Source organism: Pseudomonas sp. TUM25319 (assembly GCF_056388475.1).
The window spans coordinates 5,308,695-5,330,708 of record NZ_CM150751.1; the positions used below are offsets into that span (position 1 = coordinate 5,308,695).

A 22,014-nucleotide genomic window follows, 5' to 3' on the forward strand; every position below is an offset into this window, starting at 1 on the left:
CGTACACTGCCTCGCGTTTTGTCGAGTGAGTCGTACGATGCTCTTTCTTCCTCGCATGCTGGTGCTGGCCCTCCATTTCATCCTGGTGGGCCTGATCGGTCTGGTCATCGGCCTGTGCCGCCCCTTCAACCCCGATAACAGCCGGCTCTATGCCCGCCTGTATGCCTGGCCGTCCAGTTGGCTGCTGCGGCTGAAGGTCGAGGCAGACGTCGGCCCACTGTTCGACCAGCCACCCGGTTGCGTGATCATCGCCAACCATCAGTCCAACTTCGACCTGTTCGTGCTCGGCCATGTGGTACCGCCCCGCACCGTGTGCATCGGCAAGAAAAGCCTCGGCTGGATTCCACTGTTCGGCCAGCTGTTCTGGCTCGGCGGCAATGTACTGGTAGACCGCGGCAATGCCTGGCAGGCGCGCCGCGCCATCCAGACCACCACGCGCACCCTGCGGGAAAAAGACACCTCCATCTGGATCTTCCCGGAAGGCACGCGCAACCCCGATGCGCAACTGAGGCCGTTCAAGAAAGGCGCCTTCCACATGGCCATCGACGCGGGCGTCCCGATCGTGCCGGTGTGCGCCAGTCGCTATGCCGGACGCTTGAATCTCAATGGCTGGCGTCGACAGCGCGTGATGATCCGCTCGTTGCCGCCGATCCCCACCGTCGGCCTCAGCCAGCAGGACATTCCTGCACTGATGGAACAATGCCGCAGCCAGATGCAGGCGTGCATCGACCTGCTGGATCGCGAGGCCGGCCGCGGCTGAGCAGTTGCCGATTCGCCATGGTCAGACCAAGCTGTCTGTCACAGTTAACGGGGAGAAATGGACAACCATGGGTCGAGTCGTTGCAGCGGCGGTGTACAGCGCCGGCAGGAAGATCACCAATATCAGCCTCGACGAGGGCGCCGAATGGGCCAGGAAGCCCGGGCATTTTGTCTGGATCGGCCTGGAAGAACCCAACGCCCAGGAGCTGGCCAACCTGCAACGGCAATTCAACCTGCATGAACTGGCCATCGAAGATGCCCTGGAGAAGCACAGCCGGCCCAAGCTGGAGACGTTCGGCGATGCCCTGTTCATCGTCACCTACTCGCCGGTGCGCCACGAGGGCAAGCTGGAGTTCATCGAGACCCATATCTTCGCCGGCAACGGCTACATCATCACCTGCCGTAACGGTCACTCGAAATCCTACGCCCTGGTCCGTCAGCGCTGCGAAGCACGGCCGTTGCTGCTCGAGCACGGTGAGGATTTCGTGCTCTATGCCCTGCTCGACTTCGTCACCGAAAACTACCAGCCAGTGAGCGAAGCCATTCATGGCGAAATCGAGGAGCTGGAGCAAAGCGTACTCAGCGGCTCGCTGCAGGAAGCGGATATCCGCCGCATCCATGGCCTGCGCCGCGACATTCTGCGGCTGCGCCGCTATGTGGCGCCGATGGTGGAAGTCAGCGAGGAGTTGCAGCGCCTGACCTTCCCCTTCATCGACAAGAACATGCGCCCGTACTTTCGCGACGTGCAGATCCACGTCACCCGGCAGATGGAGGACCTGGCAGGCATCCGCGACATCGCCAGCCAGACCATCGAGATCGGCATGCTGCTGGAGTCGTCGCGGCAGAGCATCGTGCAACGCAAGTTCGCCGCCTGGGCGGCGATCCTGGCGTTTCCCACCGCGGTGGCGGGCATCTACGGCATGAACTTCCAGAACATGCCGGAGCTGAGCTGGCACTACGGCTATTTCGCCGTGCTGGGGGTGATCGCGGTGGGGTGCACCGCGCTCTACAGCAGTTTCAAGCGTTCCGGCTGGCTCTAGGCTGGGCGACGAAGCGCATCATCCATTCGGCAACCGTCTGGCCCTGGTGGTCCACGCCCAGGCTGTCGATGCCTTTGCGATGGACCTCTTCACCCAGATGTTCCTTGCGCAAATCAAGCAGCGCCCGGGAGTAATCGTGGATGAATTCCGGGTGGCCCTGGAAACACAGCACCTGATCACCGATGTGATACGCCGCGTAAGGGCAGAAATCGCTGGAGGCGATGACGGTGGCGTTTTCCGGCAGCGCGGTCACCTGGTCCTGGTGGCTGATCAGCAAGGTCAGCTCTTCCACCTGCGGGCTCATCCACGGCGCCTTGGCCGCCATCACATAGCGGTGGGTGCCAACGCCCCAACCCTGGGTCGCCCGTTCGCTCTTGCCACCCAACAACAGCGCCAGCAACTGGTGGCCGAAGCACACCCCCAGCAACTTGTCGCCGCGCTGGTAGCGATCCAGCAGAAACGCCTTGAGGGTGTGGATCCAGGGATCGTCACCGAAGGAGTCGGCCTTGCTGCCGGTCACCAGATAGGCATCGAAGACTTCGTCAGCAGCGGGATAATGCCCATTCATCACGTTGTAGACGCTGAATTCGGCGGCGATCGGCTGGCGGGTAAACAGTTGCTCGAACATCCGTCCATAGCCCTGATACTGCTCGACCAGCTCAGGTCGCAGGACGTCGGTTTCCAGGATGCAGATGCGTAACGACATAGACTTGGCCCTGAACGACAGTGGTGAAAAAACACCGGCGAAGCGTGCCGCGAATATGAGCGGCAATCAAGGGCTCGCTCAGACGAACGGTCATTTCATTTCGATTCGTGTGTGTACTGGACGAGTGTGTCTAGCCAGCCATGTCCTCCACCCATGGCATAAAGCCTCATAAGCAAAAGCCTTAACAGGACTAAAGTAGAGACGAAAGCGTTCTAAAAGAGCGGTAACGTAGGCGCCATGTTGGTTGTATACCCATAACAGCAGGTCCGGAAAACACGTCCGACAGAGACGCTACCGCGACCCGGTACAGGGACGTCGTCCGCTCGCAGGAATAACAACAAGAAGGCAGTCAGCCATGTTCAAACAACACAAAGTACGTCAGGCCGGGCTCATCCTGTTCGCCACCACCTTGCTGCTGATCCTGCCGAACCTCACGCGTCTGTTCGGCTGAAGACCCGTCTTTCCGGCGTTTCTCCGCTCTGGTGTATGCTGCCGACCCTTACTGGTTGGAGACTTGCCATGCGCCCTTGCCTCGCCTTGCTGCTCAGTGTCCTGAGCCTGCCGCTGTCGGCGGCACAACTGACCCTCGACCTCGGCAACGGCAGCAGACAGTGGCAAACCGAGGCGTTGCTCAAGCACCCACAGGCACAGGCGATCCGCATCGACCAGGATGTCTCCTACAAGAAACCCATGACCTATCGCGCCGTGCCCCTGGCCGCCCTGCTCGAAGGCATCACGCCGGATGACCATTTGCAGGCGGTGGCCCTTGATGGCTTCGCTGCGGAAATGCCTGCGGCACCGTTGCTCAAGAACGGCCCCGCGAAGGCCTGGCTGGCGATCGAAGACCCCGCACACCCGTGGCCACCACTGGGCAAGGACAAACCCGGCGCCGGCCCCTTCTACCTGGTGTGGACTCACCCCGAGGCGGGCAATATCAGCCCGGAGCAATGGCCTTTCCAGGTTGCCAGCATCCGGCGCCTGGCGCCGGTGGCAGAGCGCTTCCCGGCCCTGCGTCCGGCGCCGGGGCTGGCGGCGAATGATCCGGTCAGCCGTGGCTTTGCCCTGTTCCAGAAGAACTGCCTGGCCTGTCATCGCCTCAATGGCGCTGGCGATGCCGAGTTCGGCCCGGACCTGAACCGGCCCCACAACCCTACCGAATACTTCCGCCCCGAGTTCCTGCGCCGCTATATCCGTGATCCGCAGAGCCTGCGCCAGTGGCCGCAGGCGCGGATGCCCGGCTTCAGCACGAGCGTGCTGCCGGACGCCGACCTCGACGCCCTGCTCGCCTATCTCGCGCACATGGCCAAGCGCAAGTCCTGAGCCCTACTGCTGGGCACCGAACCCCGAGGTGACCAACACATTGGCGTGCATCTGCTCATATCCGCCGCCACGGCGCATGCCTCGCACAGGACAGGCATCCAGGTAATCCAGGCCCACCGCCAGCTTCAGGTGCCGCTCGGGTACGGCAAGCTGGTTGGTCACGTCGAAGCTGTACCAGGCGTCGTCCAGCCAGGCTTCGGCCCAGGCATGGCTGGCCATGTGCTGGTTGTCGTTGTCGAACAGGTAGCCGGAGACGTAGCGCGCCGGCACCTGCAGGCTGCGGGCGCAGGCAATGAACGCGTGAGTGTGATCCTGGCAGACGCCCGCTCCCCCGGCAAACGCCTGGGCCGCACTGGTTTCCACGGCGGTGCTGCCGGGGCGATAGGCCATGCGCTCGTGCAGACCGCCCATCAGGTCGATCAGTGCAGTGCGGTCGCGCCGGGCGCCACAGCGTTGCTCGGCAAAGTCACGCAGTGCCTCGTCGGCCTCGGTCAGGCGGGTGAAACGCAGGAACGGCAGCGGCGACTGCGCTTCGTGCTCGGCCTCGCGAGTGGGGTCGATCTCCACTTCGCCGCGCGCGGCGATCAGCAGGTCGGCGTGGGGTTCCTCCAGGCTGAGCACATGCAGGATATTGCCGAATGGATCGCGGCGCGCCTGGACCGGGCGCGGCAGGTCCAGTTGCCATTGCAATACCTGCTGGCGCTCGTTGTCTGGCGGGGTCAGGCGCAGGTACTGGATGCTGGTGCGCACCTGGTCTTCGTAGTGGTAGGCGGTTTCGTGGCTAATGGTCAGTCTCATACGACCTCCAGGTAAGCACTGTGGATGGCATTGCCCAGTTCACGGACCAGCGGGATGTAATGGTTCAGCCAGGGATGCAGGCCCTGGGAGAGGATTTCGTCGATGCCGGTGTAGCGCAGCCGGGCATCCACTTCCGCCGCCAGGCGCTGGGCCGGTCGGCCGTTGCTGCCCGGCAGGCTGGCGAGGATCTGGTCGATTTCTTCGGTGCAGGCACGCAGTGAACGGGGCACATCGGCACGCAGGAGCAGCAATTCGGCTACATGGCGAGCGGTGGGCGCATCGCGGTAGATCTCGGTATAGGCCTCGAACGAGGACAGGGCGCGGAGCAAAGCGCTCCACTGGTAGTAACCACGGGCGGAGCTGTCGCTGACGGTTTCGGCCTCCTCGCCGAACATTTCGTAGCGGGCGTCGAGCAGGCGCAGGGTGTTGTCGGCCCGCTCGATGAAGGTGCCCAGGCGAATGAAGCGGAATGCATCGTTGCGCATGATGGTGCCGTAGGTAGCACCGCGGAACAGGTGCGAGCGCTCCTTGATCCACTCGCAGAAGCGGCTCATGCCGTAGCGGCCCAGACCTTGCTCGGCGATGCCACGGATTTCCAGCCAGGTGGCGTTGATGTTCTCCCACATGTCGGCGGTAATCCGCCCGCGTACCGCATGGGCCGCCGCCCGCGCCGCGCCCAGGCAGCTGTAGATGCTGGCAGGGTTTTCCGGGTCCAGGGCGAAGAAGTGTAACAGCCGTTCGGCGTGCAACTGGCCGTGGCGGGCCAGGTAGTCGTCGAGGGTGCCGGTGATGCGCAGCGCCAGGGCCATTTCGTCCAGGCCGTCACCACGGCCGTCCTGCGGCATCAGCGACAGCGAATAGCTGACATCGAGCATCCGGGCGAGGTTTTCCGCGCGTTCCAGATAACGCGACATCCAGTACAGATCCGAAGCTGTTCTACTGAGCATGATTCAATCCTCGACCACCCAGGTGTCCTTGGTACCGCCCCCCTGGGACGAGTTCACCACCAGCGAGCCTTCGCGCAGTGCCACCCGGGTCAGGCCGCCGGGTACCACACGGGTCTCGCGACCGGACAGGACGAACGGGCGCAGGTCGATGTGCCGTGGCGCGATGCCGTTCTCGACGAAGGTCGGGCAAGTGGACAGCGACAGGGTCGGCTGGGCGATGTAGGCCGCCGGGCGCGCCTTGATGCGTTCGGCGAACGCGGCAATCTCGGCCTTGGTCGAGGCCGGCCCCACCAGCATGCCGTAGCCGCCCGAACCCTGGGTTTCCTTGACCACCAGCTCCGGCAGATTGGCCAGGACGTGGGACAGCTCCTCGGGCTTGCGGCACTGCCAGGTCGGCACGTTCTTCAGGATGGGTTCTTCGTCGAGGTAGAAACGGATCATGTCGGTGACGTAGGGGTAGACCGATTTGTCATCGGCTACACCCGTGCCGATGGCATTGGCCAGCACCACGTTGCCGCAGCGATAGGCCGAGAGCAGACCGGGCACACCGAGCATGGACTCGGGGTTGAAGGCCAGCGGATCGAGGAAGGCGTCATCCAGCCGCCGGTAGATCACATCCACCGGCTTGGGGCCCCCGGTGGTGCGCATGAAGACGCGCTCGTCGCGGACGAACAGGTCGGCTCCCTCCACCAGTTCCACCCCCATTTCCCGGGCCAGGAACGCGTGCTCGAAAAAAGCGCTGTTGAAGCGTCCGGGGGTGAGGACCACGACACTGGGGTTGTCCAGCGGACTGGCGCTCTTCAGGGTGTCCAGCAGCAGGTTCGGGTAGTGGTCGATGGGCGCGATGCGCTGGGCGGCGAACAGCTCGGGAAACAGCCGCATCATCATCTTGCGGTCTTCGAGCATGTAGCTGACACCGCTGGGCGTACGCAGGTTGTCTTCGAGGACGTAATAGCTGCCATCGCCGTCGCGCACCAGGTCGACGCCGGAAATGTGTGCGTAGATGCCACGGTGCAGGTTCAAGCCCTGCATCGCCAGTTGGTACTGGTCGTTGGCCAGTACCTGCTCGGCGGGGATGATGCCGGCGCGGATGATCCGCTGCTCGTGGTACAGATCGGCGAGGAACAGGTTCAACGCCCGCACCCGCTGGATGCAACCGCGTTCCACCACCCGCCACTCGCTGGCCGGGATGGCCCGTGGAATAGTGTCGAAGGGAATCAGGCGCTCGGTGCCCTGTTCGTCCCCGTACAGCGTGAAGGTAATGCCGGCGCGATGGAACAGCAGGTCGGCCTCGCGGCGGCGCTGCGCCAGCTGTTCAGGCGGTGTTGCCGCCAGCCAGCGGGCAAACTCCCGATAATGCGGACGGAGCTGACCGTCGGCGGCGTACATCTCATCATAGAACGTGCGAATCATGCCGAACTCCTTGTCACCCGTGCCCAAGGAGCATCGCAAAGCCCGTGCCAGCGGAAAAAAATCTTATAAATCAGGAGATTGGAGATTGACTGAAAAGACGCCGCACCAGATATGTGCAGCCAGGCCGACTATCGTGGGGCAAGCGCTTCATTGCGAAGCGTGATGGCCCCGGGGCGGCCAGGCCACCCCAGGGGATTGCTTCAGGTCACGGGGCGCTCCTGCTTGACTCCCCAACCCAGGGCTTCACCGCCCAGCGGCGCGACCACGGCTTCGAAATCCTGTTCGAATTCGCCGATGCCGCCATGAGTGGCGTACATGATCTTGCTCAGTTCCAGTTGCCAGCCGTCGTCACTTTCATGCACCTGCGCGCATAACGACTCGCCACGAAATTTGCCTGCTGCCCTGCGCGCCCGGTCCTCGTCCGGGAAAACCGCGTAAAACTCGATGGGATGGATTTGGGCGAAGTTGAAACCGCCTTCTTTCATGCGGCGCAACACCGCGCTGCTGATGTCCTCGTACATGTTGCTCATGAAACGTCCTCCTCAATGACGATGGATAGACTTCTCAGTGCAGACGCACATGCCCCCGCAGGGGCGCTAGAGCGGATGTAGCGATGTCGCAGTAACGGTCAAGGCCGGTGCGAAAAACCGACGGCCTTGCATAGCAGCGTAGTGGCTGGCGCGGCACATTGCCAGCCCAGGTAGCGAATCAGGAGCTTTCGTTGATAGCGGTGATTTCCACCCCGTTCTGCTCCTTCAGCCACTTGGCGGTAGGGCAATCGGCGCGGTCCTGGAAATCGTTGAGATCAAGTTCATCCATGATCGGGAACAGGTGCCCCCTGACCCGCCGGGCAGCATCCTCGATGCTGGGGCGGTCCTGGGAAGCGAGCAGCACGGAAGAAGGTTCGCCCTTCTGGTCAACGAAGGTGATTACCCACTCTTTCATCTGGCGTGTCCTCGATGGCATGTAGAAAGTGTTTTCAGCCTGTCTTCCGTTGACCCTGGACCCGGCACATTGTTCAAGTGGGCCGATACGCTGGCGCAGGCATGAAAAACCCCGGCCAGGCCGGGGTTCGGGTGAAACCGCTACAGACGGTGACGATCAGTCCGGAACGCCGTGGACCACGCCCGCCGTGTTGTTCAGCAGGCTCTGGGTCGCAGTCTGGATAAAGGACTCGAGTTTCTTGACCATCTGCGCCTTGTCGTCCGGCTCGATCCGCTCGGCCTTGAATTCACTGCCCAGCTGGTAGCGATACACGCGCGGCTCCGCCTCCTTCGACTCGATGAGAATGCGATCACCCTCGATCAGGAAGACGTTCTGGTCACTGCCAGATGGCTTGACCATGCCGATGCCCTGGTCGCCTTCCGGCAGATTGAGCAGGTCGCGCCCCCAGCACTGGTGACGGGTGTCACCGCCCAGGCGGCCCATGATGGTCGGCACGATGTCGATCTGGGTGCCGACGGTGTGGTTGCGCTTGCCGAATTTCTCCTGAATGCCGGGCGCAATCATCAGCATCGGCACGTTGAAGCGGCCCAGGTCCATTTCGGTGACCTGCTGGCTGTTGCCGAACCCGTGGTCACCCACGATCACGAACAGGGTTTCCTTGAAATAAGGCTCCTTGCGCGCCTTTTCGAAGAACTGGCCCAGGGCCCAGTCGGAATAGCGCATGGCGGTCAAATGCTCGTCCAGGCGACCGAAACCGGTAACCGGCTCCACCGGCAGGTTCTTCGGCAGCGCGTACGGCGTATGGTTGGACAGGGTCTGGAGCAAGGCATAGAACGGCTTCTTGCCGTAGTTGTGAGCCAGCTCCTGGGCACCGCGGTCGAACATGTCCTGGTCGGACACGCCCCAGGTCGGATCGGAGAACACCGGATTGACGAAGTCGTTACGGCCGATGAAGGTGGTCATGCCCTGGTTGCCGAAGAAGCCGGACTGGTTGTCCCAGGCGAAGTCACCGTTGTAGACGTAGACATCATCGAAGTCGCGGGCACTGAGCAGCGCCGGCAGGCCCGACAGCTTGTGGCTGCCTTCCGGGGTCTGCATCAGGTATTCGAAGCCCGGCAGGTTGGGGAAGCAGGCCATGGTGGCAAACATGCCCTGGTGGGTATGGGTGCCGTTGGAGAAGAAGCGGTCGAACAGCAGACCTTCCTCGGCCAGCTTGTCGAAATAGGGGGTGATGTTGCCCTTGGCACCCAGCGCGCCGACCGAGTGACCGGCGAAACTCTCCATCAGGATCACGACCACGTTCTTGATCGGCAACGTATTGTCGGCCGGCGGGTTGAAGTCGCGACGCACCGCCGCGCTGTCGGCGTCAACCAGCGTGTCATGAGGCGTCAGCAGCATGCCGCGGACAGTCTCCAGAGCGACCTGCGGATCGAGGGTGGACTTCCAGATGTTGTCGCGGTCTTCGGACATGCGGCTCTTGGCGGCATCGATCAGGGTCAGCGTGCCATTGAGGCCCAGCTGGTTGACGAAGTTCGAGTCCGTGGTGAACGCATCACCCCAGCGCATTGGCGGGCCCTGGCGCAGGGTGCCACGCGCGGCGGCCACCGCCACCAGCAGGATCATGAAGAACACCACGCCCCGCACGTACCAGGGCGCCACGCTGCGCACGCCGGCGAGGTTGCTCTGGTACTGGCCGCGCGGCCGGGTCAGACGGTCGATGCCCTTGAATGCCAGGCTCATCAGCACGGTGCCGCCGACCCACGCCAGCAGGTAGCGCACCACCGGGAAACCGTACCAGATCATGCTGCTGACGGTCTTCGGGTCTTCCTTGATGTACTGGAACACCAGGCCGTTCAGGCGCTGGTGGAACTCGCGGTAGAAGTCCATCTCCACCAGACCGAGGAACAGCACGATGCTCGAGGTCAGGGTCAGCCACAGACGGAACAGGCCCCGCGCGGCCATGGCCCGGGCACTCAGGATGGCCAGCAGCAGCGGGATGCTCAGGTAGACCACCACCCGCAAGTCGAAACGCAGGCCGTTGAAGAAGCCCTCCGCCACGGTCGACGAGGGCGTATCGCCGATCATGTCGCTGTTGTAGACCAGCAGCGCCAGCCGCACCAGGCTGAGCATGACCATGATCGCCAGGCCACAGAGCAAGGTGTAGAGCAGATGTGATTTGACCGTAGGTTGCGACAGGCGCGTGGCGTCCGTTTTAGCCATGAAAAGGAGGGTCCCTGAGGTTCTGGTTATTGGAGTGTTGACGCAAAGCGGCGGCAACGAGGAGGCGATTCTCTCCCGAGCCGGGCCATAAGGCGAATGGATAATTGCGAGCGCGGATTGTCTTCAATCGTTTGTGAAAATTCTGTTGAGGACACCCAGGCGTCGGATCAGGCTATCTTTACTGCCCTCACCCGCAAGGAGCCCGGCTTCATGTTCTACCGCTACCACCCCAGTCCGATCGGCCAACTGCTGCTGGCGGGCGACGAGCAAGGGCTGCACCTGCTGCACCTGGACAGCGCCCATCCCTGGGAACTGAACCCGACCTGGCGCGAGGCGGACAACCAACTGGACGATGTCGCGCGGCAACTGGACGAATATTTCGCCAACAAGCGCGAGCGCTTCGACCTGCGCCTGGCGGCGCGGGGAACGCCCTTCCAGAAGGAGGTCTGGCATGCTCTGGTGAACATTCCCTATGGCACCACCACCACATACGCCGAACTGGCACGAACCATCGGCCGACCCAGGGCGATCCGGGCGGTGGGTACGGCCAACGGCGCCAACCCCATCGCCGTCATCGTCCCCTGCCACCGGGTGATCGGCAGCAACGGCAGCCTGACCGGCTTCGCCGGTGGCCTGGAGCGCAAGCAACGGCTGCTGGAGCTCGAAGGCGCCTGGCTGATCTGAGTCACTAAAGACGGACGTCGCCACGCGGGCCGGCAATGGCCCAGATAATAAGGCCCAAGACCGGCAGCAGAATGATCAGGAGGATCCACAGCACTTTGGCTCCTCCGCCGGCGCTGCTCTTGATCACATTGAGGATGGCCCAGATATCCAGGGCGAGGATGATCAGGCCTGCAAGCCCGTTGAACGTGGAACCCATGATGACGCTCCCATGCAAGAGTGTGAACAGAGGATAGCTGGCTATCGGCCCGATAGACGCGCTTGCCTCGGCCCGGCCCCTGCGGGCTGGTTACACTCGCTTCATCGCCTTTCGGAGAAATCGCCCATGCCGCCATCGTCCAGCCACAGCACGTCCGCTCCCGTTCCGCTGTTCAGCGCCTGGCTGCAACAGGCGCAGACCACGCCCTGGCTCAGCGCCGGCCTGGGCCTGAGCCTGCTGGCAGTGCTCTGGCTGATGGGCGCCAGCGCCTGGAACGCCGTGCACGGCGATCATCAGGAAAACCTGCACATGGCCATGCTCGGCGGCCTGGCCGGGTTTTCCGCCACGGCCCTCGGCGCGGTGCTGGCGGTGGTGCTGCGCGAAGTCAGCTCGCGCACCCAGGACGTGATGCTCGGCTTCGCCGCCGGGATGATGCTGGCCGCAAGCTCGTTCTCGCTGATCCTGCCAGGCCTCGACGCCGCCCGGGAGATCACCGGCAGCGGCCCGGCGGCCGCGCTGACCGTGGTGATCGGCATGGGCCTGGGCGTGCTGCTGATGCTCGGCCTCGACCGTTTCACCCCTCACGAACATGAAAGCACGGGACCCTGCGGCCCGCAGGCGGAGCGCATCAATCGGGTCTGGCTGTTCGTGCTGGCCATTACCCTGCACAACCTGCCTGAAGGCATGGCCATCGGCGTGAGCTTCACCAACGGCGACCTGAACGTCGGCCTGCCGCTGACCAGCGCCATCGCCATCCAGGACATCCCCGAAGGCCTGGCGGTGGCCCTGGCCCTGCGCGCCACCGGACTGTCCAACCTCAAGGCGGCGCTGGTGGCGATCGGCTCGGGTCTGATGGAGCCCATCGGCGCGGTGATCGGCCTGGGGATTTCCAGCGGCTTCGCCCTTGCCTATCCCGTCAGCATGGGCCTGGCAGCAGGAGCGATGATTTTCGTGGTATCCCACGAAGTCATCCCGGAGACCCACCGCAACGGCCACCAGACCTCGGCGACCCTCGGCCTGATGGGTGGCTTTGCGGTGATGATGTTCCTCGATACCGCCCTGGGTTAAACGTGGACCGCGACCCGCAGCGCCTCCAGGGCCGGCGCTGCGGCGATGTTCAGTTCGGCGCACAGCTCCAGCACCCGCGGCAGGTCATTGCCGCAGACCAGTACCATCTGCAACTCGTCGTCCAGCAACTGGCTGAAGTTCATCAGCACATAGCCACCGGCTTCCTTGTTCATGCTGCCCATCTGGATCTGGATCCGGTTGAGCGCGGTCAGCGGCTCGACCTTGGCCAGTTGCTTGGGCTTGATGTTGAAGGGCACGCTCTTGTCGAACGAGTCGCTGATGCAGGTGAGCAGGTCCGGGTAGGTATCGGCCTGGAACAGCACGGTGTCCGGCAGGCTGCCGACTACCACCCACTCGCCCAGCGGGATGGGGAAGGTGTCGTCGTAGTTGATATCGCGGTTGGCGGCAAGAAACGCCTGGGGATCGGCATAGGCCTGCGCCGCTTCGTCGGCGATCCGCTCGATATCCTGTTCGGTCATGCAGCCGGAACTGATTTTGCCGATGAGTTCGACCAGTTGGTTTTTCATGGGAAGGCCCTGCGACGCTGGAAAAAAGTCGCCAAGGATAGCCGCAAACGCCTCCCGGGCGTTAACCGACCAGCGTCTGCAGCTGCGCGCTGGTATCGGGTGCTCCCATGGTCTGCGCCGCCCCCAGGGCATCGATACCGCGAACATCCTGGCGGCGCGGATCGGCGCCGTGTTGCAGCAAGTAGTCGACGATCTCGGTACGGTTGAACATCGCCGCCATCATCAGCGCCGTGCGTCCGTCGTCGCCACAGCCGTCGGGATCGACACCGTGCTCCAACAACAGGCGGACCATCCCCAAGTCTCCCTTGAACGCCGCGCCGGCCAGCGGCAACTGGCCTTTGTCATTGGCGATCGAAGGATCGGCGCCGTGTCGCAACAGCACACGGACCGCGTCGAGATGACCGTGATAGGTGGCGAGCATCAGCAAGGTATCGCCCTTGTGATTGCGCAGGTTGGCCGGCACGCCGCTTTCCAGAAGCCGCCCGAGCATGTGTGCATCGCCTTGACGGGCCTGGTCGAAAACCGCGGCAGCAAACGCAGCCGCTTCATCGGCATCCATCGTGATCGGTTGACGTTGATCGGACATGAGGAACCTCCTGGTCTGAATAAAGCCAAACGCTCTGTGAGGATTTTGTCCGATGCACGAGTGGATAAATTCCATTCTTCTGACAGAAAAGGATGGCTGGCGCAGCAACCTTGCAAAATGCACTGTGCAAATTGCACGACCTTGCACAATGCACGGAGCCTTCTCCCAGAAATAAACTTAAGACATTGATTTATAAGGAGTTTTTAACAAAAGAAAAACTGGCACAGTCGCTGCACCTGTCACTCCATGTCTGCCACCCCACAGCCAGGAGCTGATATGGACCTCATTCAGGAAAAATTCGCCTCGGTCTTCTCCGCCTACCAGGTCACCACTCAACCCCGCCCGGACGGCGGCATCCTGCTGACCCTCAAGGCCGCCGACGGCAAACAGGTCAAGCGCTCGATCTCGTATGGCCAACTGCACAATGCTGAACAGCTGTCGTGGGCCATCAGCGCCATTCGCCGTGATCTGGCGGAACAAGCCAGCGAGTTGCCGGTGATCTCGATGCTGCAGAGTCAGCAACGGTTCGCGCTGCCAACCTACCGCTGACCGCCGCACAGCGCTGCGGTTCGGTTGCCCGACACGCCGAACCGCAGTGATGATGGCTTAGAAGGTGTCGTCCAGCCCGGGGTACAGACGGGCGCTGTCATCACCCGTGAATTCGACCGTCCGCCCGTCCTCGTTCACGAACCATTGCAGCAGCAGCAGATTGGGTTGCTCGCCGATGTCCAGCCAGTGCGCCGCCCTCGCCGGAACGCCGACCAGGTCACCCCGCTCCCCCACCAGCGCATAGACGTATTCGCCGATCCGCAGGTTCAGCAAGCCTCGTCCGCTGACGAAAAAGTGCACGCCCTCGCCCGTGTGGCGGCGCTCGTCGATCCAGCCAGCGCGCAGTTCTTCCTTCTGCGGATGCTCGGGATTGACACTGAGCGCTTCGACCACAGCGAAGTCACCTTTCGCAGCGTCGAGCTGACTGCCCAGCGTGGCCAGCACCTCCTCTACGGCTGTCCCCGGACGAATCCGCTCGGCCAGTTCCCGCTGTTCGAAGCGCACACCCTGCTCGGCCAGCGTGGCAGCGATGTCGTCGCCATGGGTCAGGACTTTGTTGGGGGTATCGGGGCTGGACTGGTGATAAACGCTGAGGATGCTCAAGGGCAACTCCTGTTCTTTCAAGACGTGGTGCGAACGCTCAGGCAGCGTCCTCTTTCAACCGGGTCGCAATGATAACGGCTGCGACCAGCGCCGCGACGCTGGCAATACTAAAGGTGATACCGGGCCCCAGCGCTTTCCAGCTATAGCCGGCATACAGCGCACCCAGCGCGCCGCCGGTGCCGGACAACGCAGCATAGAACGCCTGGCCCTGGCCCTGCTGGCGCGCGCCGAAGCTGCGCTGGACGAAGGCGATGCACGAGGCATGGAAGGCGCCGAAGGTGGCCGCATGCAGCAACTGGGCAAACAGCAGTACCGCCAGGTGTTCGGCGAAGCTGCCCAGCAGTACCCAGCGCAGCGCGCCCAGCAGGAAGCTCGCCAGCAGCACGCGGCGTAACGACACCCGCGCCAGGATCCGGCTCATGACCACGAACAGCAGCACTTCGGCCAGCACGCCCAGGGCCCAGAGCATGCCGATGATACCTCGGCTGTAGCCAAGGCTTTCCAGATGAAGGGTCAGGAAGGTGTAGTACGGTCCGTGGCTCAGTTGCATCAGCGCCACGCAGACGTAGAAAGCAAGCACACCGGGGCGGGTCAGTTGCTTGATGAAGCCGCCCCCCGCCGGCCGCTCGGTGGATTCGGCCGGCTGGGCGTTGGGCACCCACAGGCTGGCCAGGACGATCCCGGCCATGATGCACACCAACGCCACCGGGTAGATATCCAGGCTCAGCCACTCGAACAGGCGCCCCAATCCCACCACGGTCAGGATGAAGCCGATCGAACCCCAGAGCCTTACCTGGCTGTAGCGCCCCGTCTGGCCTTGCAGATGGGCCAGGGTAATGACTTCGAACTGCGGCAGCACGGCGTGCCAGAAGAATGCGTGCAGGGCCATGACCAGCGCCAGCCACGCATAGCTCTTGTCGACGAAAATCAGCGCGAAACTGCCCAGGGTACAGAGTGCGCCCAGGCGCACGATCAGCAGCCGTTGGCCACTGCGGTCACCCAGCCAGCCCCACAGGTTCGGCGCCACACAGCGCATCAGCATGGGGATCGCCACCAGCTCGCCAATGCGTGCGCTGGAAAACCCGAGATGATCGAAATACAGCGCCAGGAACGGCGCGGTAGAACCGAGCAGGGCGAAATAGAACAGGTAGAAACTGGACAGCCGCCAGTAAGGAAGCGCCACGGCTCAGCAAGCCGTGGCGCAAGGGGTGGTGCGGGGCATCAGCGCTGGCCCAGGACCGGCGTGCTTACCCGGACATCGGCATTCTGGCCGCGATGACGCAACAGGTGGTCCATCAACACGATAGCCATCATCGCCTCGGCGATCGGCGTGGCGCGGATCCCCACGCAAGGGTCGTGACGCCCCTTGGTGATGACTTCCACCGGGTTGCCGTCCTTGTCGATCGAGCGGCCCGGGGTGGTGATGCTGGAGGTCGGCTTGAGCGCCAGATGGGCGACGATCGGCTGGCCAGAGGAAATACCACCGAGGATGCCGCCGGCGTTGTTGCTGAGGAAGCCTTCCGGCGTCAGCTCGTCGCGGTGCTCGGTACCCCGCTGGGCGACCGAGGCAAAACCGGCACCGATCTCGACGCCCTTGACCGCGTTGATGCTCATCAGCGCGTGGGCCAGCTCGGCGTCCAGACGGTCGAAGATCGGCTCACCCAGGCCCGGCATCACGCCTTCGGCAACCACGGTGATCTTCGCGCCCACCGAATCCTGGTCACGACGCAACTGGTCCATGTAGGCCTCCAGCTCCGGCACCTTGTCCGGGTCGGGGCTGAAGAAGGCGTTTTCTTCCACCGAATCCCAGGTCTTGAACGGGATCTCGATCGGGCCGAGCTGGCTCATGTAGCCGCGGATGCGGATACCCTGGCTGGCCAGGTATTTCTTGGCGATGGCGCCGGCAGCCACGCGCATGGCGGTTTCCCGCGCCGAACTGCGGCCGCCGCCACGGTAGTCGCGCTCGCCATACTTGTGGTGGTAGGTGTAGTCGGCATGGGCCGGGCGGAACAGATCCTTGATCGCCGAGTAGTCCTTGGACTTCTGGTCGGTGTTGCGGATCAGCAGGCCGATGGCGCAGCCGGTGGTACGGCCTTCGAAAACGCCCGAGAGGATCTCGACCTCGTCGGCTTCCTGGCGCTGGGTGGTGTGGCGGCTGGTGCCGGGCTTGCGCCGGTCCAGGTCGCGCTGCAGGTCTTCCAGCGAAATCTCCAGGCCTGGCGGGCAGCCATCGACAATGGCGACCAACGCCGGACCATGGCTTTCGCCAGCGGTGGTGACAGTGAACAGCTTGCCGTAGGTATTGCCGGACATGCAGGACGCTCCGCGAATCAGCCTGATTTGAACAAGGCCGCCAGTATACGCAGGCGAACCCTTCAGTTCATCCCTGGCGGCGAACCTTATTCGGAGCCTCCGGTCGAATCGGCATCCTGTCCCGTGTAGCCCGACGATGCCGCGCCTTGCCATCCTGTTCCTGCTGTTCGCCTCCTGCCTGGCCCAGGCCGCTCCCGCCGTGTTCCAGCGCCCGGTCAGTCTCGACACCGGCCAGGGTGTGCTGCACGGCAGCCTGCTGCTGCCGCGAACCGATACTCCGCCACCGGTGGTGCTGATCATCGCCGGCTCCGGCCCCACCGACCGCGACGGCAACAACCCGGCGGTCGGGCGCATCGATATCCTCAAGCGCCTGGCCCTGCAACTGGCCGCCCAGGGCATTGCCAGCGTGCGCTACGACAAGCGCGGGGTTGCCGAGAGCCTGCCGGCGGCGCCGGACGAGCGGACGCTGAGCGTCGAGCGCTATGTCGCCGATGCAGTAGCCTGGAGCCACAAGATCAAGGCCGACCCGCGCTTCGGCCCGCTGGTGCTGCTCGGCCACAGCGAAGGCGCACTGATCGCCAGCCTCGCCGCCCCGCAATCCGGTGCCGGCGCGGTGATCGCCCTGGCCGGCAGCGGGCGCCCGGTGGACCAGGTCCTGCGCGAGCAACTTGGCGAACGCCTGCCACCGGCCGAACTGAAACGCAGCCTGGTCCTGATCGATCAACTCAAGCACGGCCAGCAGAGTGACGTCGTGCCACCGGGACTGCACAGCGTCTTTCGCCCCAGCGTACAGCCCTACCTGATTTCCCTGTTCCGCCAGGACCCGGCCGCCGCCTTCGGCCGACTGAAGGTTCCGGCACTGATCATCCAGGGTCGCAACGACATCCAGGTCAGTCCGGCCGACGCCCGCGCCCTGCAGGCCGCCCGCCCCGATGCAGAACTGGCACTGATCGATGGCATGAACCACATGCTGCGCATCAGCCCGCCAGGCATCGGCCAACAGCGCGACAGCTACACCAACCCGGAACTGCCGCTGGCCAGCGAGCTGGGCCGACGGATCGTCGCTTTTGTGCGCCAGTTGTCATCCGGGTGAACAAATCAGGCTCCAGTCCTCGGCGAACCGGCCGATAGAACCGATGCAGGCATGGCCGCTGCTGGCTGCCTGTCGCGTACTAGAAGAGGACCGCCGTGATGACTGATGCCCCTACCCAGGACGCTGCCGAAGCGACCGACGAACCGGTTGCTCCGGAACCCGCCCCGCTGCCCTGGGCGGATCTGGCCCCCGAACATTTCCAGTTGTTGCGTCTGGCGCCGCTGCCGACCGACCGCAACAGCGGTGCCCGCCCGCTGCGCTTCGTCCAGTTCGGCTATGCCGAGCGTCACAGCAAGGAACACAGCCTGCTGCGCCTGGAGATCCGCCTGCCCGGGCAGAAAGTGCGCAAGGAACAGAACACCCTGGATATCCGCGTCGACCATGAGCATCGCCTGGTGACCATCGGCCCCGACAGCGGCCTGCAGATCGAGCCCCTGAACCGCGGCATCGGTCGCTTCCTGCTCGCCCAGGCCGTGCAGTGGGCGCAGCGCAAGTGGTCGCACTACCGCCTCGAAGGCGGCGCCCTGGCCAACAAGGATGCGCTCAACGAAGACACCCGCCTGCGCCGCGATCATGTGTTGCGCAGCCATGGCATCGAAGTGGAGTACGCCGACGCCCAGCACCTCAAGGGGCGCTACGTCGAACGCCAGGTGGGCGAATTGAAAGGCGGCTGGAATACCGACAAGCTGCAGCGGGTCGAGATCATCGACGCCGCCAACATGCTGCAGCAGGCCGAGCAGAAACTGCAGGAGAAGGAAGCGCAACTGCGCGAGCGCGACGAGCGTGTCTCCAAGTACCGACGCGAAGACAGCGGCCTGCGCTTCACCATCACTTGCCTGGTGGCCTTCGCGGTGTTCCAGGCCGGTCTACTGATCTGGATCGCCACCCACCGCTAAACGGAAAATCGCGGGGCCGTCGCGGCCCCGCGCAAGGTCACACGCGAGACGCGAACAGTGCCTGATGCTGGCGGCATTGCTCGGCGGTGAGCATGAACACCCCGTGGCCGCCGCGCTCGAACTCCAGCCAGGCGAAGTCCACTTCCGGGTACAGCTGTTCGACGTGAACCTGGCTGTTGCCCACCTCGACGATCAGCAAGCCCTTCTCGGTCAGGTGGTCCGCTGCTTCGGCCAGCATCCGCCGCACCAGGTCCAGACCATCGTTGCCACAGGCCAGGCCAAGCTCCGGCTCGTGGTGATACTCAGCCGGCATGTCGGCGAAATCCTCGGCGTCGACATACGGCGGGTTGGACAGGATCAGATCGAAGCGCTGGCCCGGCAAACCCGAGAAACCATCGCCCTGGACGGTGAAGACACGCTCTTCCAGGCCATGTCGCTCGATGTTCTGGTTGGCGACCTCGAGGGCGTCGAAGGACAGGTCGGCCAATACCACCTCGGCCTCGGGGAACACCTCGGCGCTCACGATGCCGATGCAGCCGGAACCTGTGCACAGGTCGAGAATCCGTGCTGGCTCATCGGCCAGCCACGGTTCGAAACGTTTTTCGATCAGTTCGCCAATGGGCGAACGTGGCACCAGCACGCGCTCGTCGACAATGAACGACATGCCGCAGAACCAGGCTTCGCCCAGCAGATAGGCGGTCGGCACGCGGTCTTCGATACGACGCTTGAGCAGGCGCTGCAGCTTGACCAGCTCGTCGTCTTCCAGGCGGCAGTCGAGGTAGCTGTCGGCGACTTCCCAGGGCAGGTGAACCGAGCCGAGCACCAGCAGCCGCGCCTCGTCCCAGGCATTGTCGGCACCATGCCCGAAGAACAGGTCGTGCTCATGGAACCGGCTGACGGCCCAGCGGATATGGTCGCGCAACGTGCGCAGGCGAGAAGTGATCACGGCAGACTCCTTGAAAGACGACCGGTGATTCTACCAGCCTGGCCACACAATTGGCCGCATTCGCGTCCATGGGTGTTTTCCTCGACTGGCTGAAAGCCACTAACCATGCCGGTTGTACGCTAAGCGATTCACATATGTGCCCAAGCAGGGGAGAATAGGTAAAAAGCCCTACCCAAAGGAGCCCTTGATGTCTGTTCCAATGACGATGTTCCACCTCAGTGGCCGCGGCTATCCGCCCGCCAAACTGAGCAACGCCAGCCTGATCATCATCGATGCCCAGAAAGAGTACCTGAACGGTCCCCTGGCGCTTTCGGGCATGGACGAGGCTGTGGCGAACATCGGCAAACTCCTCGAAGCGGCGCGCAAGGCCGGCCGGCCGATCATCCATGTCCGCCACCTCGGCACCGTCGGCGGCCTGTTCGATCCCCAGGGCACACGCGGCCAGTTCATCCCGGGCCTGGAGCCGCAGGGCGACGAGATCATCATCGAAAAACGCATGCCCAACGCGTTCAAGAACACCAGCCTGCACGAGACCCTGCAGAACCTCGGCCACCTCGACCTGATCGTCTGCGGCTTCATGAGCCACTCCAGCGTCAGCACCACCGTGCGTCGGGCCAAGGACTACGGCTACCGTTGCACCCTGGTGGAGGATGCCTGCGCCACCCGCGACCTGCCGTTCAAGGATGGCGTCATCGCTGCCGCCCAGATCCAGCAGAGCGAAATGGCGATCATGGCGGACAACTTCGCCTGCGTGACCCCGACCAACAGCCTGGTCTGAACCGGCGGCGGGCGGAACCACCTCGGCGAAATCCGGTCGAATCCGGCTATTCACAGAGGACATCGGCATGAAAATATCCGACGGTTTCGACGCCAAGCGCCTTCGCCCGCGTCAGGCGGGCAGTTGGGGTTCTCGTTTGGCCGCGGCGTTGTCCACCCTGCTGGCAACCTTCGGCGTGCTGCTGGCAATGGCCGGTGCCGCCAGCCTGCTGGGCCGTCCTGCCGCCCTCGGCGAACTCAACGACAACCCCGCAGCCGCCAGCCTGATACTGGGCGGCGGGCTGTTGCTGCTGTACCTCGGTGTGTGGCTCTGGCGCCGTCGCCGCTTGCGTCTGCGCCGCAGCCGCGAGCTGAACCTGTCGCCACACTTGATGAAAAAACACGACTGACTGCGTAGACTCTGCGCCGTTCTGGCGGAGACACCCATGCAAGACGACGATTTTTCCCTGTTCAAGAGCGAGATGCGCGGCGTCAAGCCGATCACTCACGATCGCGCCGACACCGGCAAACCCAAGAGCGACCGCAAGCAACTGGCCAACCTTCGGCAGAATGCGACCGTTCGCAGCGACCAGACCGTGGTCGATGGGCTGTCCGACCAGTTCGTCATTGACGTGGGTCCCGAAGACGATCTGCACTGGAGCCGCGACGGCGTTCAGGAAAGCCAGATGCGCAAGCTCAAGATCGGCCAGATTCCCTTCGAAGGCAGCCTCGACCTGCATGGCATGACGGTGGAAAAGGCCCGGGAAACCCTCTGGGACTTCCTCGCCGAAGCCACCCGCTTCGAAATCCGCTGTGTGCGCGTCACTCACGGCAAGGCCGTGCGTCTCGACGGAAAGCGCCCGATGATCAAGAGCCACGTCAACACCTGGCTGCGCCAGCACCCGCAGGTGCTCGGCTTTACCTCCTGCCAGGCACGCCACGGCGGCACCGGTGCGGTGTATGTCATGCTGCGCCGGACCATGCTCGAAGGTCGCGACGAGTAATGTCACACTTGCGGCGCCGTCACAGCCGCCGTACCCTTCGCGTTTGCGAAATACACCACAGGTAGATCCATGTCCCTGGAACAGCACTACACCGCAATCCTCGGCCAACTCGGCGAGGATGTCTCCCGCGAAGGCCTGCTCGACACGCCCAAGCGGGCCGCGAAGGCCATGCAGTACCTTTGCCGCGGTTACAACCAAACCCTGGAAGAAGTGACCAACGGCGCCCTGTTCAGCTCCGACAACAGCGAAATGGTCCTGGTCAAGGACATCGAGCTGTACTCGCTGTGCGAACACCACCTGCTGCCTTTCATCGGCAAGGCGCACGTCGCCTACATCCCGAGCGGCAAGGTGCTGGGCCTGTCCAAGGTGGCACGGATCGTCGACATGTACGCCCGACGCCTGCAGATCCAGGAAAACCTCAGCCGCGAAATCGCCGAGGCCGTGCAGAAGGTCACGGGCGCCGTGGGCGTGGCGGTGGTCATCGAAGCCAAGCACATGTGCATGATGATGCGCGGCGTCGAGAAGCAGAACTCATCGATGATCACCTCGGTGATGCTCGGCGAATTCCGCGAAAACGCGGCGACCCGCAGCGAGTTTCTCAGCCTGATCAAGTGATCGGGTGCGTCATGCGAGCCGACCTGCCCA

26 protein-coding genes are annotated in these 22,014 nt (G+C 63.5%); 12 read left to right on the forward strand and 14 right to left on the reverse strand.

Translation table 11 applies throughout. The features are described 5' to 3' along the window. Positions 1–37 precede the first annotated feature (37 nt). The gene (locus AC05QJ_RS23940; RefSeq protein WP_476743721.1) at positions 38–760 is read left to right on the forward strand and encodes a lysophospholipid acyltransferase family protein; all 723 of its coding nucleotides are present in this window, start codon (positions 38–40) and stop codon (positions 758–760) included. A 67-nt stretch (positions 761–827) separates the two neighbouring features. Beyond that, the gene (locus AC05QJ_RS23945; RefSeq protein ID WP_476743722.1) at positions 828–1,799 is read left to right on the forward strand and encodes a magnesium and cobalt transport protein CorA; all 972 of its coding nucleotides are present in this window, start codon (positions 828–830) and stop codon (positions 1,797–1,799) included. Here the strand turns inward: AC05QJ_RS23945 and AC05QJ_RS23950 are convergent. Beyond that, positions 1,777–2,505, reverse strand: a complete 729-nt coding sequence (locus AC05QJ_RS23950) for an amidotransferase (RefSeq protein ID WP_476743723.1) — start codon at positions 2,503–2,505, stop codon at positions 1,777–1,779. The two genes, AC05QJ_RS23945 and AC05QJ_RS23950, sit on opposite strands and share 23 nt — an antisense overlap. 519 nt (positions 2,506–3,024) lie before the next feature. Here AC05QJ_RS23950 and AC05QJ_RS23955 point away from each other — a divergent pair. After that, positions 3,025–3,825, forward strand: coding sequence for a c-type cytochrome (locus tag AC05QJ_RS23955; RefSeq protein WP_476743724.1), 801 nt, complete (start codon positions 3,025–3,027; stop codon positions 3,823–3,825). Positions 3,826–3,828: 3 nt separating this feature from the next. Here the strand turns inward: AC05QJ_RS23955 and AC05QJ_RS23960 are convergent, their stop codons facing one another. The 6 genes from AC05QJ_RS23960 to AC05QJ_RS23985 all read right to left on the reverse strand — a co-directional run bounded on the left by AC05QJ_RS23960 (position 3,829) and on the right by AC05QJ_RS23985 (position 10,148). Further along, a complete protein-coding gene (locus AC05QJ_RS23960) occupies positions 3,829–4,623 on the reverse strand; it encodes a transglutaminase family protein (protein ID WP_476743725.1) in 795 nt (264 codons plus the stop codon). Further along, on the reverse strand, positions 4,620–5,570 hold the full coding sequence (locus tag AC05QJ_RS23965) for an alpha-E domain-containing protein (RefSeq protein ID WP_476743726.1): 951 nt from the start codon (positions 5,568–5,570) through the stop codon (positions 4,620–4,622). The genes AC05QJ_RS23960 and AC05QJ_RS23965 overlap by 4 nt, the downstream gene beginning before the upstream one ends. Positions 5,571–5,573: 3 nt before the next feature. Beyond that, entirely contained in the window at positions 5,574–6,983 is a 1,410-nt protein-coding gene (locus AC05QJ_RS23970) for a circularly permuted type 2 ATP-grasp protein (protein WP_476743727.1), read from the reverse strand. Positions 6,984–7,183: 200 nt separating this feature from the next. Next, a complete protein-coding gene (locus AC05QJ_RS23975; protein ID WP_476743728.1) occupies positions 7,184–7,513 on the reverse strand; it encodes a ribonuclease E inhibitor RraB in 330 nt (109 codons plus the stop codon). Positions 7,514–7,691: 178 nt separating this feature from the next. After that, positions 7,692–7,928 carry a hypothetical protein gene (locus AC05QJ_RS23980; protein ID WP_476743729.1) on the reverse strand — a complete coding sequence of 79 codons (237 nt, stop codon included), beginning with the start codon at positions 7,926–7,928 and terminating at the stop codon, positions 7,692–7,694. Positions 7,929–8,084: 156 nt separating this feature from the next. Continuing rightward, positions 8,085–10,148, reverse strand: coding sequence for an LTA synthase family protein (locus tag AC05QJ_RS23985; RefSeq protein ID WP_476743730.1), 2,064 nt, complete (start codon positions 10,146–10,148; stop codon positions 8,085–8,087). A gap of 210 nt (positions 10,149–10,358) precedes the next feature. Between AC05QJ_RS23985 and AC05QJ_RS23990 the strand changes: the two genes are divergently transcribed. After that, positions 10,359–10,832, forward strand: a complete 474-nt coding sequence (locus tag AC05QJ_RS23990; RefSeq protein WP_476743731.1) for a methylated-DNA--[protein]-cysteine S-methyltransferase — start codon at positions 10,359–10,361, stop codon at positions 10,830–10,832. A 4-nt stretch (positions 10,833–10,836) separates the two neighbouring features. Here the strand turns inward: AC05QJ_RS23990 and AC05QJ_RS23995 are convergent, their stop codons facing one another. Further along, positions 10,837–11,028 carry a PLDc N-terminal domain-containing protein gene (locus tag AC05QJ_RS23995; protein ID WP_476743732.1) on the reverse strand — a complete coding sequence of 64 codons (192 nt, stop codon included), beginning with the start codon at positions 11,026–11,028 and terminating at the stop codon, positions 10,837–10,839. Between the two features lie 126 nt (positions 11,029–11,154). Here AC05QJ_RS23995 and AC05QJ_RS24000 point away from each other — a divergent pair, with 126 nt between their 5' ends. Continuing rightward, a complete protein-coding gene (locus AC05QJ_RS24000) occupies positions 11,155–12,096 on the forward strand; it encodes a ZIP family metal transporter (protein WP_476743733.1) in 942 nt (313 codons plus the stop codon). Here the strand turns inward: AC05QJ_RS24000 and AC05QJ_RS24005 are convergent. Beyond that, complete coding sequence (locus AC05QJ_RS24005; RefSeq protein ID WP_476743734.1) at positions 12,093–12,623, reverse strand: hypothetical protein; 531 nt, start codon at positions 12,621–12,623, stop codon at positions 12,093–12,095. The two genes, AC05QJ_RS24000 and AC05QJ_RS24005, sit on opposite strands and share 4 nt — an antisense overlap. A gap of 61 nt (positions 12,624–12,684) precedes the next feature. Continuing rightward, positions 12,685–13,209 (reverse strand): ankyrin repeat domain-containing protein, encoded by a 525-nt coding sequence (locus AC05QJ_RS24010; RefSeq protein ID WP_476743735.1) that lies wholly within the window; start codon positions 13,207–13,209, stop codon positions 12,685–12,687. Positions 13,210–13,485: 276 nt separating this feature from the next. Here AC05QJ_RS24010 and AC05QJ_RS24015 point away from each other — a divergent pair, with 276 nt between their 5' ends. Then, the gene (locus AC05QJ_RS24015) at positions 13,486–13,758 is read left to right on the forward strand and encodes a DUF3509 domain-containing protein (protein ID WP_476743736.1); all 273 of its coding nucleotides are present in this window, start codon (positions 13,486–13,488) and stop codon (positions 13,756–13,758) included. 57 nt (positions 13,759–13,815) lie between these two features. Here AC05QJ_RS24015 and AC05QJ_RS24020 read toward each other — a convergent pair whose 3' ends face one another. From AC05QJ_RS24020 to aroC, 3 genes are read right to left on the reverse strand one after another with little or no spacing between them, the layout of a single operon-like run. Further along, positions 13,816–14,361: an acireductone dioxygenase gene (locus AC05QJ_RS24020; protein ID WP_476743737.1), complete on the reverse strand. Its 546-nt coding sequence runs from the start codon at positions 14,359–14,361 to the stop codon at positions 13,816–13,818. 37 nt (positions 14,362–14,398) lie between these two features. Next, a complete protein-coding gene (locus AC05QJ_RS24025) occupies positions 14,399–15,544 on the reverse strand; it encodes an MFS transporter (protein ID WP_476743738.1) in 1,146 nt (381 codons plus the stop codon). A gap of 38 nt (positions 15,545–15,582) precedes the next feature. Next, complete coding sequence (gene aroC / locus AC05QJ_RS24030) at positions 15,583–16,674, reverse strand: chorismate synthase (protein WP_476743739.1); 1,092 nt, start codon at positions 16,672–16,674, stop codon at positions 15,583–15,585. Positions 16,675–16,810: 136 nt separating this feature from the next. Between aroC and AC05QJ_RS24035 the strand changes: the two genes are divergently transcribed. Together AC05QJ_RS24035 and AC05QJ_RS24040 are read left to right on the forward strand one after the other, a co-directional pair. Further along, positions 16,811–17,767 carry an alpha/beta hydrolase gene (locus AC05QJ_RS24035; protein ID WP_476743740.1) on the forward strand — a complete coding sequence of 319 codons (957 nt, stop codon included), beginning with the start codon at positions 16,811–16,813 and terminating at the stop codon, positions 17,765–17,767. Positions 17,768–17,865: 98 nt separating this feature from the next. Beyond that, the gene (locus AC05QJ_RS24040; protein ID WP_476743741.1) at positions 17,866–18,663 is read left to right on the forward strand and encodes a hypothetical protein; all 798 of its coding nucleotides are present in this window, start codon (positions 17,866–17,868) and stop codon (positions 18,661–18,663) included. Positions 18,664–18,700: 37 nt separating this feature from the next. Here AC05QJ_RS24040 and prmB read toward each other — a convergent pair whose 3' ends face one another. Continuing rightward, positions 18,701–19,609, reverse strand: a complete 909-nt coding sequence (prmB, locus tag AC05QJ_RS24045; RefSeq protein ID WP_476743742.1) for a 50S ribosomal protein L3 N(5)-glutamine methyltransferase — start codon at positions 19,607–19,609, stop codon at positions 18,701–18,703. A gap of 187 nt (positions 19,610–19,796) precedes the next feature. Between prmB and AC05QJ_RS24050 the strand changes: the two genes are divergently transcribed. From AC05QJ_RS24050 to folE, 4 genes are all read left to right on the forward strand, one after another. Further along, positions 19,797–20,387 (forward strand): cysteine hydrolase family protein, encoded by a 591-nt coding sequence (locus AC05QJ_RS24050; RefSeq protein ID WP_476743743.1) that lies wholly within the window; start codon positions 19,797–19,799, stop codon positions 20,385–20,387. Positions 20,388–20,454: 67 nt separating this feature from the next. Next, positions 20,455–20,775 carry a hypothetical protein gene (locus AC05QJ_RS24055; RefSeq protein ID WP_476743744.1) on the forward strand — a complete coding sequence of 107 codons (321 nt, stop codon included), beginning with the start codon at positions 20,455–20,457 and terminating at the stop codon, positions 20,773–20,775. Between the two features lie 36 nt (positions 20,776–20,811). Then, positions 20,812–21,369: a Smr/MutS family protein gene (locus tag AC05QJ_RS24060; protein WP_476743745.1), complete on the forward strand. Its 558-nt coding sequence runs from the start codon at positions 20,812–20,814 to the stop codon at positions 21,367–21,369. Between the two features lie 69 nt (positions 21,370–21,438). Continuing rightward, positions 21,439–21,984 (forward strand): GTP cyclohydrolase I FolE, encoded by a 546-nt coding sequence (gene folE / locus AC05QJ_RS24065; protein ID WP_476743746.1) that lies wholly within the window; start codon positions 21,439–21,441, stop codon positions 21,982–21,984. Positions 21,985–22,014: the final 30 nt, after the last annotated feature.

Excerpts from the sequence above, each read along its gene's own strand:
- AC05QJ_RS23940 (WP_476743721.1), top strand. The coding sequence starts at position 38 with ATGCTCTTTCTTCCTCGCATGCTGGTGCTGGCCCTCCATTTCATCCTG.
- AC05QJ_RS24055 (WP_476743744.1), top strand. The coding sequence starts at position 20,455 with ATGAAAATATCCGACGGTTTCGACGCCAAGCGCCTTCGCCCGCGTCAG.
- AC05QJ_RS24010 (WP_476743735.1), bottom strand. The coding sequence starts at position 13,209 with ATGTCCGATCAACGTCAACCGATCACGATGGATGCCGATGAAGCGGCT.
- AC05QJ_RS24035 (WP_476743740.1), top strand. The coding sequence starts at position 16,811 with ATGCCGCGCCTTGCCATCCTGTTCCTGCTGTTCGCCTCCTGCCTGGCC.
- AC05QJ_RS23970 (WP_476743727.1), bottom strand. The coding sequence starts at position 6,983 with ATGATTCGCACGTTCTATGATGAGATGTACGCCGCCGACGGTCAGCTC.
- AC05QJ_RS24060 (WP_476743745.1), top strand. The coding sequence starts at position 20,812 with ATGCAAGACGACGATTTTTCCCTGTTCAAGAGCGAGATGCGCGGCGTC.
- AC05QJ_RS23985 (WP_476743730.1), bottom strand. The coding sequence starts at position 10,148 with ATGGCTAAAACGGACGCCACGCGCCTGTCGCAACCTACGGTCAAATCA.
- AC05QJ_RS24015 (WP_476743736.1), top strand. The coding sequence starts at position 13,486 with ATGGACCTCATTCAGGAAAAATTCGCCTCGGTCTTCTCCGCCTACCAG.
- folE (WP_476743746.1), top strand. The coding sequence starts at position 21,439 with ATGTCCCTGGAACAGCACTACACCGCAATCCTCGGCCAACTCGGCGAG.
- AC05QJ_RS23960 (WP_476743725.1), bottom strand. The coding sequence starts at position 4,623 with ATGAGACTGACCATTAGCCACGAAACCGCCTACCACTACGAAGACCAG.
- AC05QJ_RS23975 (WP_476743728.1), bottom strand. The coding sequence starts at position 7,513 with ATGAGCAACATGTACGAGGACATCAGCAGCGCGGTGTTGCGCCGCATG.
- AC05QJ_RS23955 (WP_476743724.1), top strand. The coding sequence starts at position 3,025 with ATGCGCCCTTGCCTCGCCTTGCTGCTCAGTGTCCTGAGCCTGCCGCTG.
- AC05QJ_RS24000 (WP_476743733.1), top strand. The coding sequence starts at position 11,155 with ATGCCGCCATCGTCCAGCCACAGCACGTCCGCTCCCGTTCCGCTGTTC.
- AC05QJ_RS23965 (WP_476743726.1), bottom strand. The coding sequence starts at position 5,570 with ATGCTCAGTAGAACAGCTTCGGATCTGTACTGGATGTCGCGTTATCTG.
- AC05QJ_RS23995 (WP_476743732.1), bottom strand. The coding sequence starts at position 11,028 with ATGGGTTCCACGTTCAACGGGCTTGCAGGCCTGATCATCCTCGCCCTG.
- AC05QJ_RS24040 (WP_476743741.1), top strand. The coding sequence starts at position 17,866 with ATGACTGATGCCCCTACCCAGGACGCTGCCGAAGCGACCGACGAACCG.
- AC05QJ_RS24050 (WP_476743743.1), top strand. The coding sequence starts at position 19,797 with ATGTCTGTTCCAATGACGATGTTCCACCTCAGTGGCCGCGGCTATCCG.
- AC05QJ_RS23980 (WP_476743729.1), bottom strand. The coding sequence starts at position 7,928 with ATGAAAGAGTGGGTAATCACCTTCGTTGACCAGAAGGGCGAACCTTCT.
- aroC (WP_476743739.1), bottom strand. The coding sequence starts at position 16,674 with ATGTCCGGCAATACCTACGGCAAGCTGTTCACTGTCACCACCGCTGGC.
- AC05QJ_RS23945 (WP_476743722.1), top strand. The coding sequence starts at position 828 with ATGGGTCGAGTCGTTGCAGCGGCGGTGTACAGCGCCGGCAGGAAGATC.
- AC05QJ_RS23990 (WP_476743731.1), top strand. The coding sequence starts at position 10,359 with ATGTTCTACCGCTACCACCCCAGTCCGATCGGCCAACTGCTGCTGGCG.
- AC05QJ_RS24005 (WP_476743734.1), bottom strand. The coding sequence starts at position 12,623 with ATGAAAAACCAACTGGTCGAACTCATCGGCAAAATCAGTTCCGGCTGC.
- AC05QJ_RS23950 (WP_476743723.1), bottom strand. The coding sequence starts at position 2,505 with ATGTCGTTACGCATCTGCATCCTGGAAACCGACGTCCTGCGACCTGAG.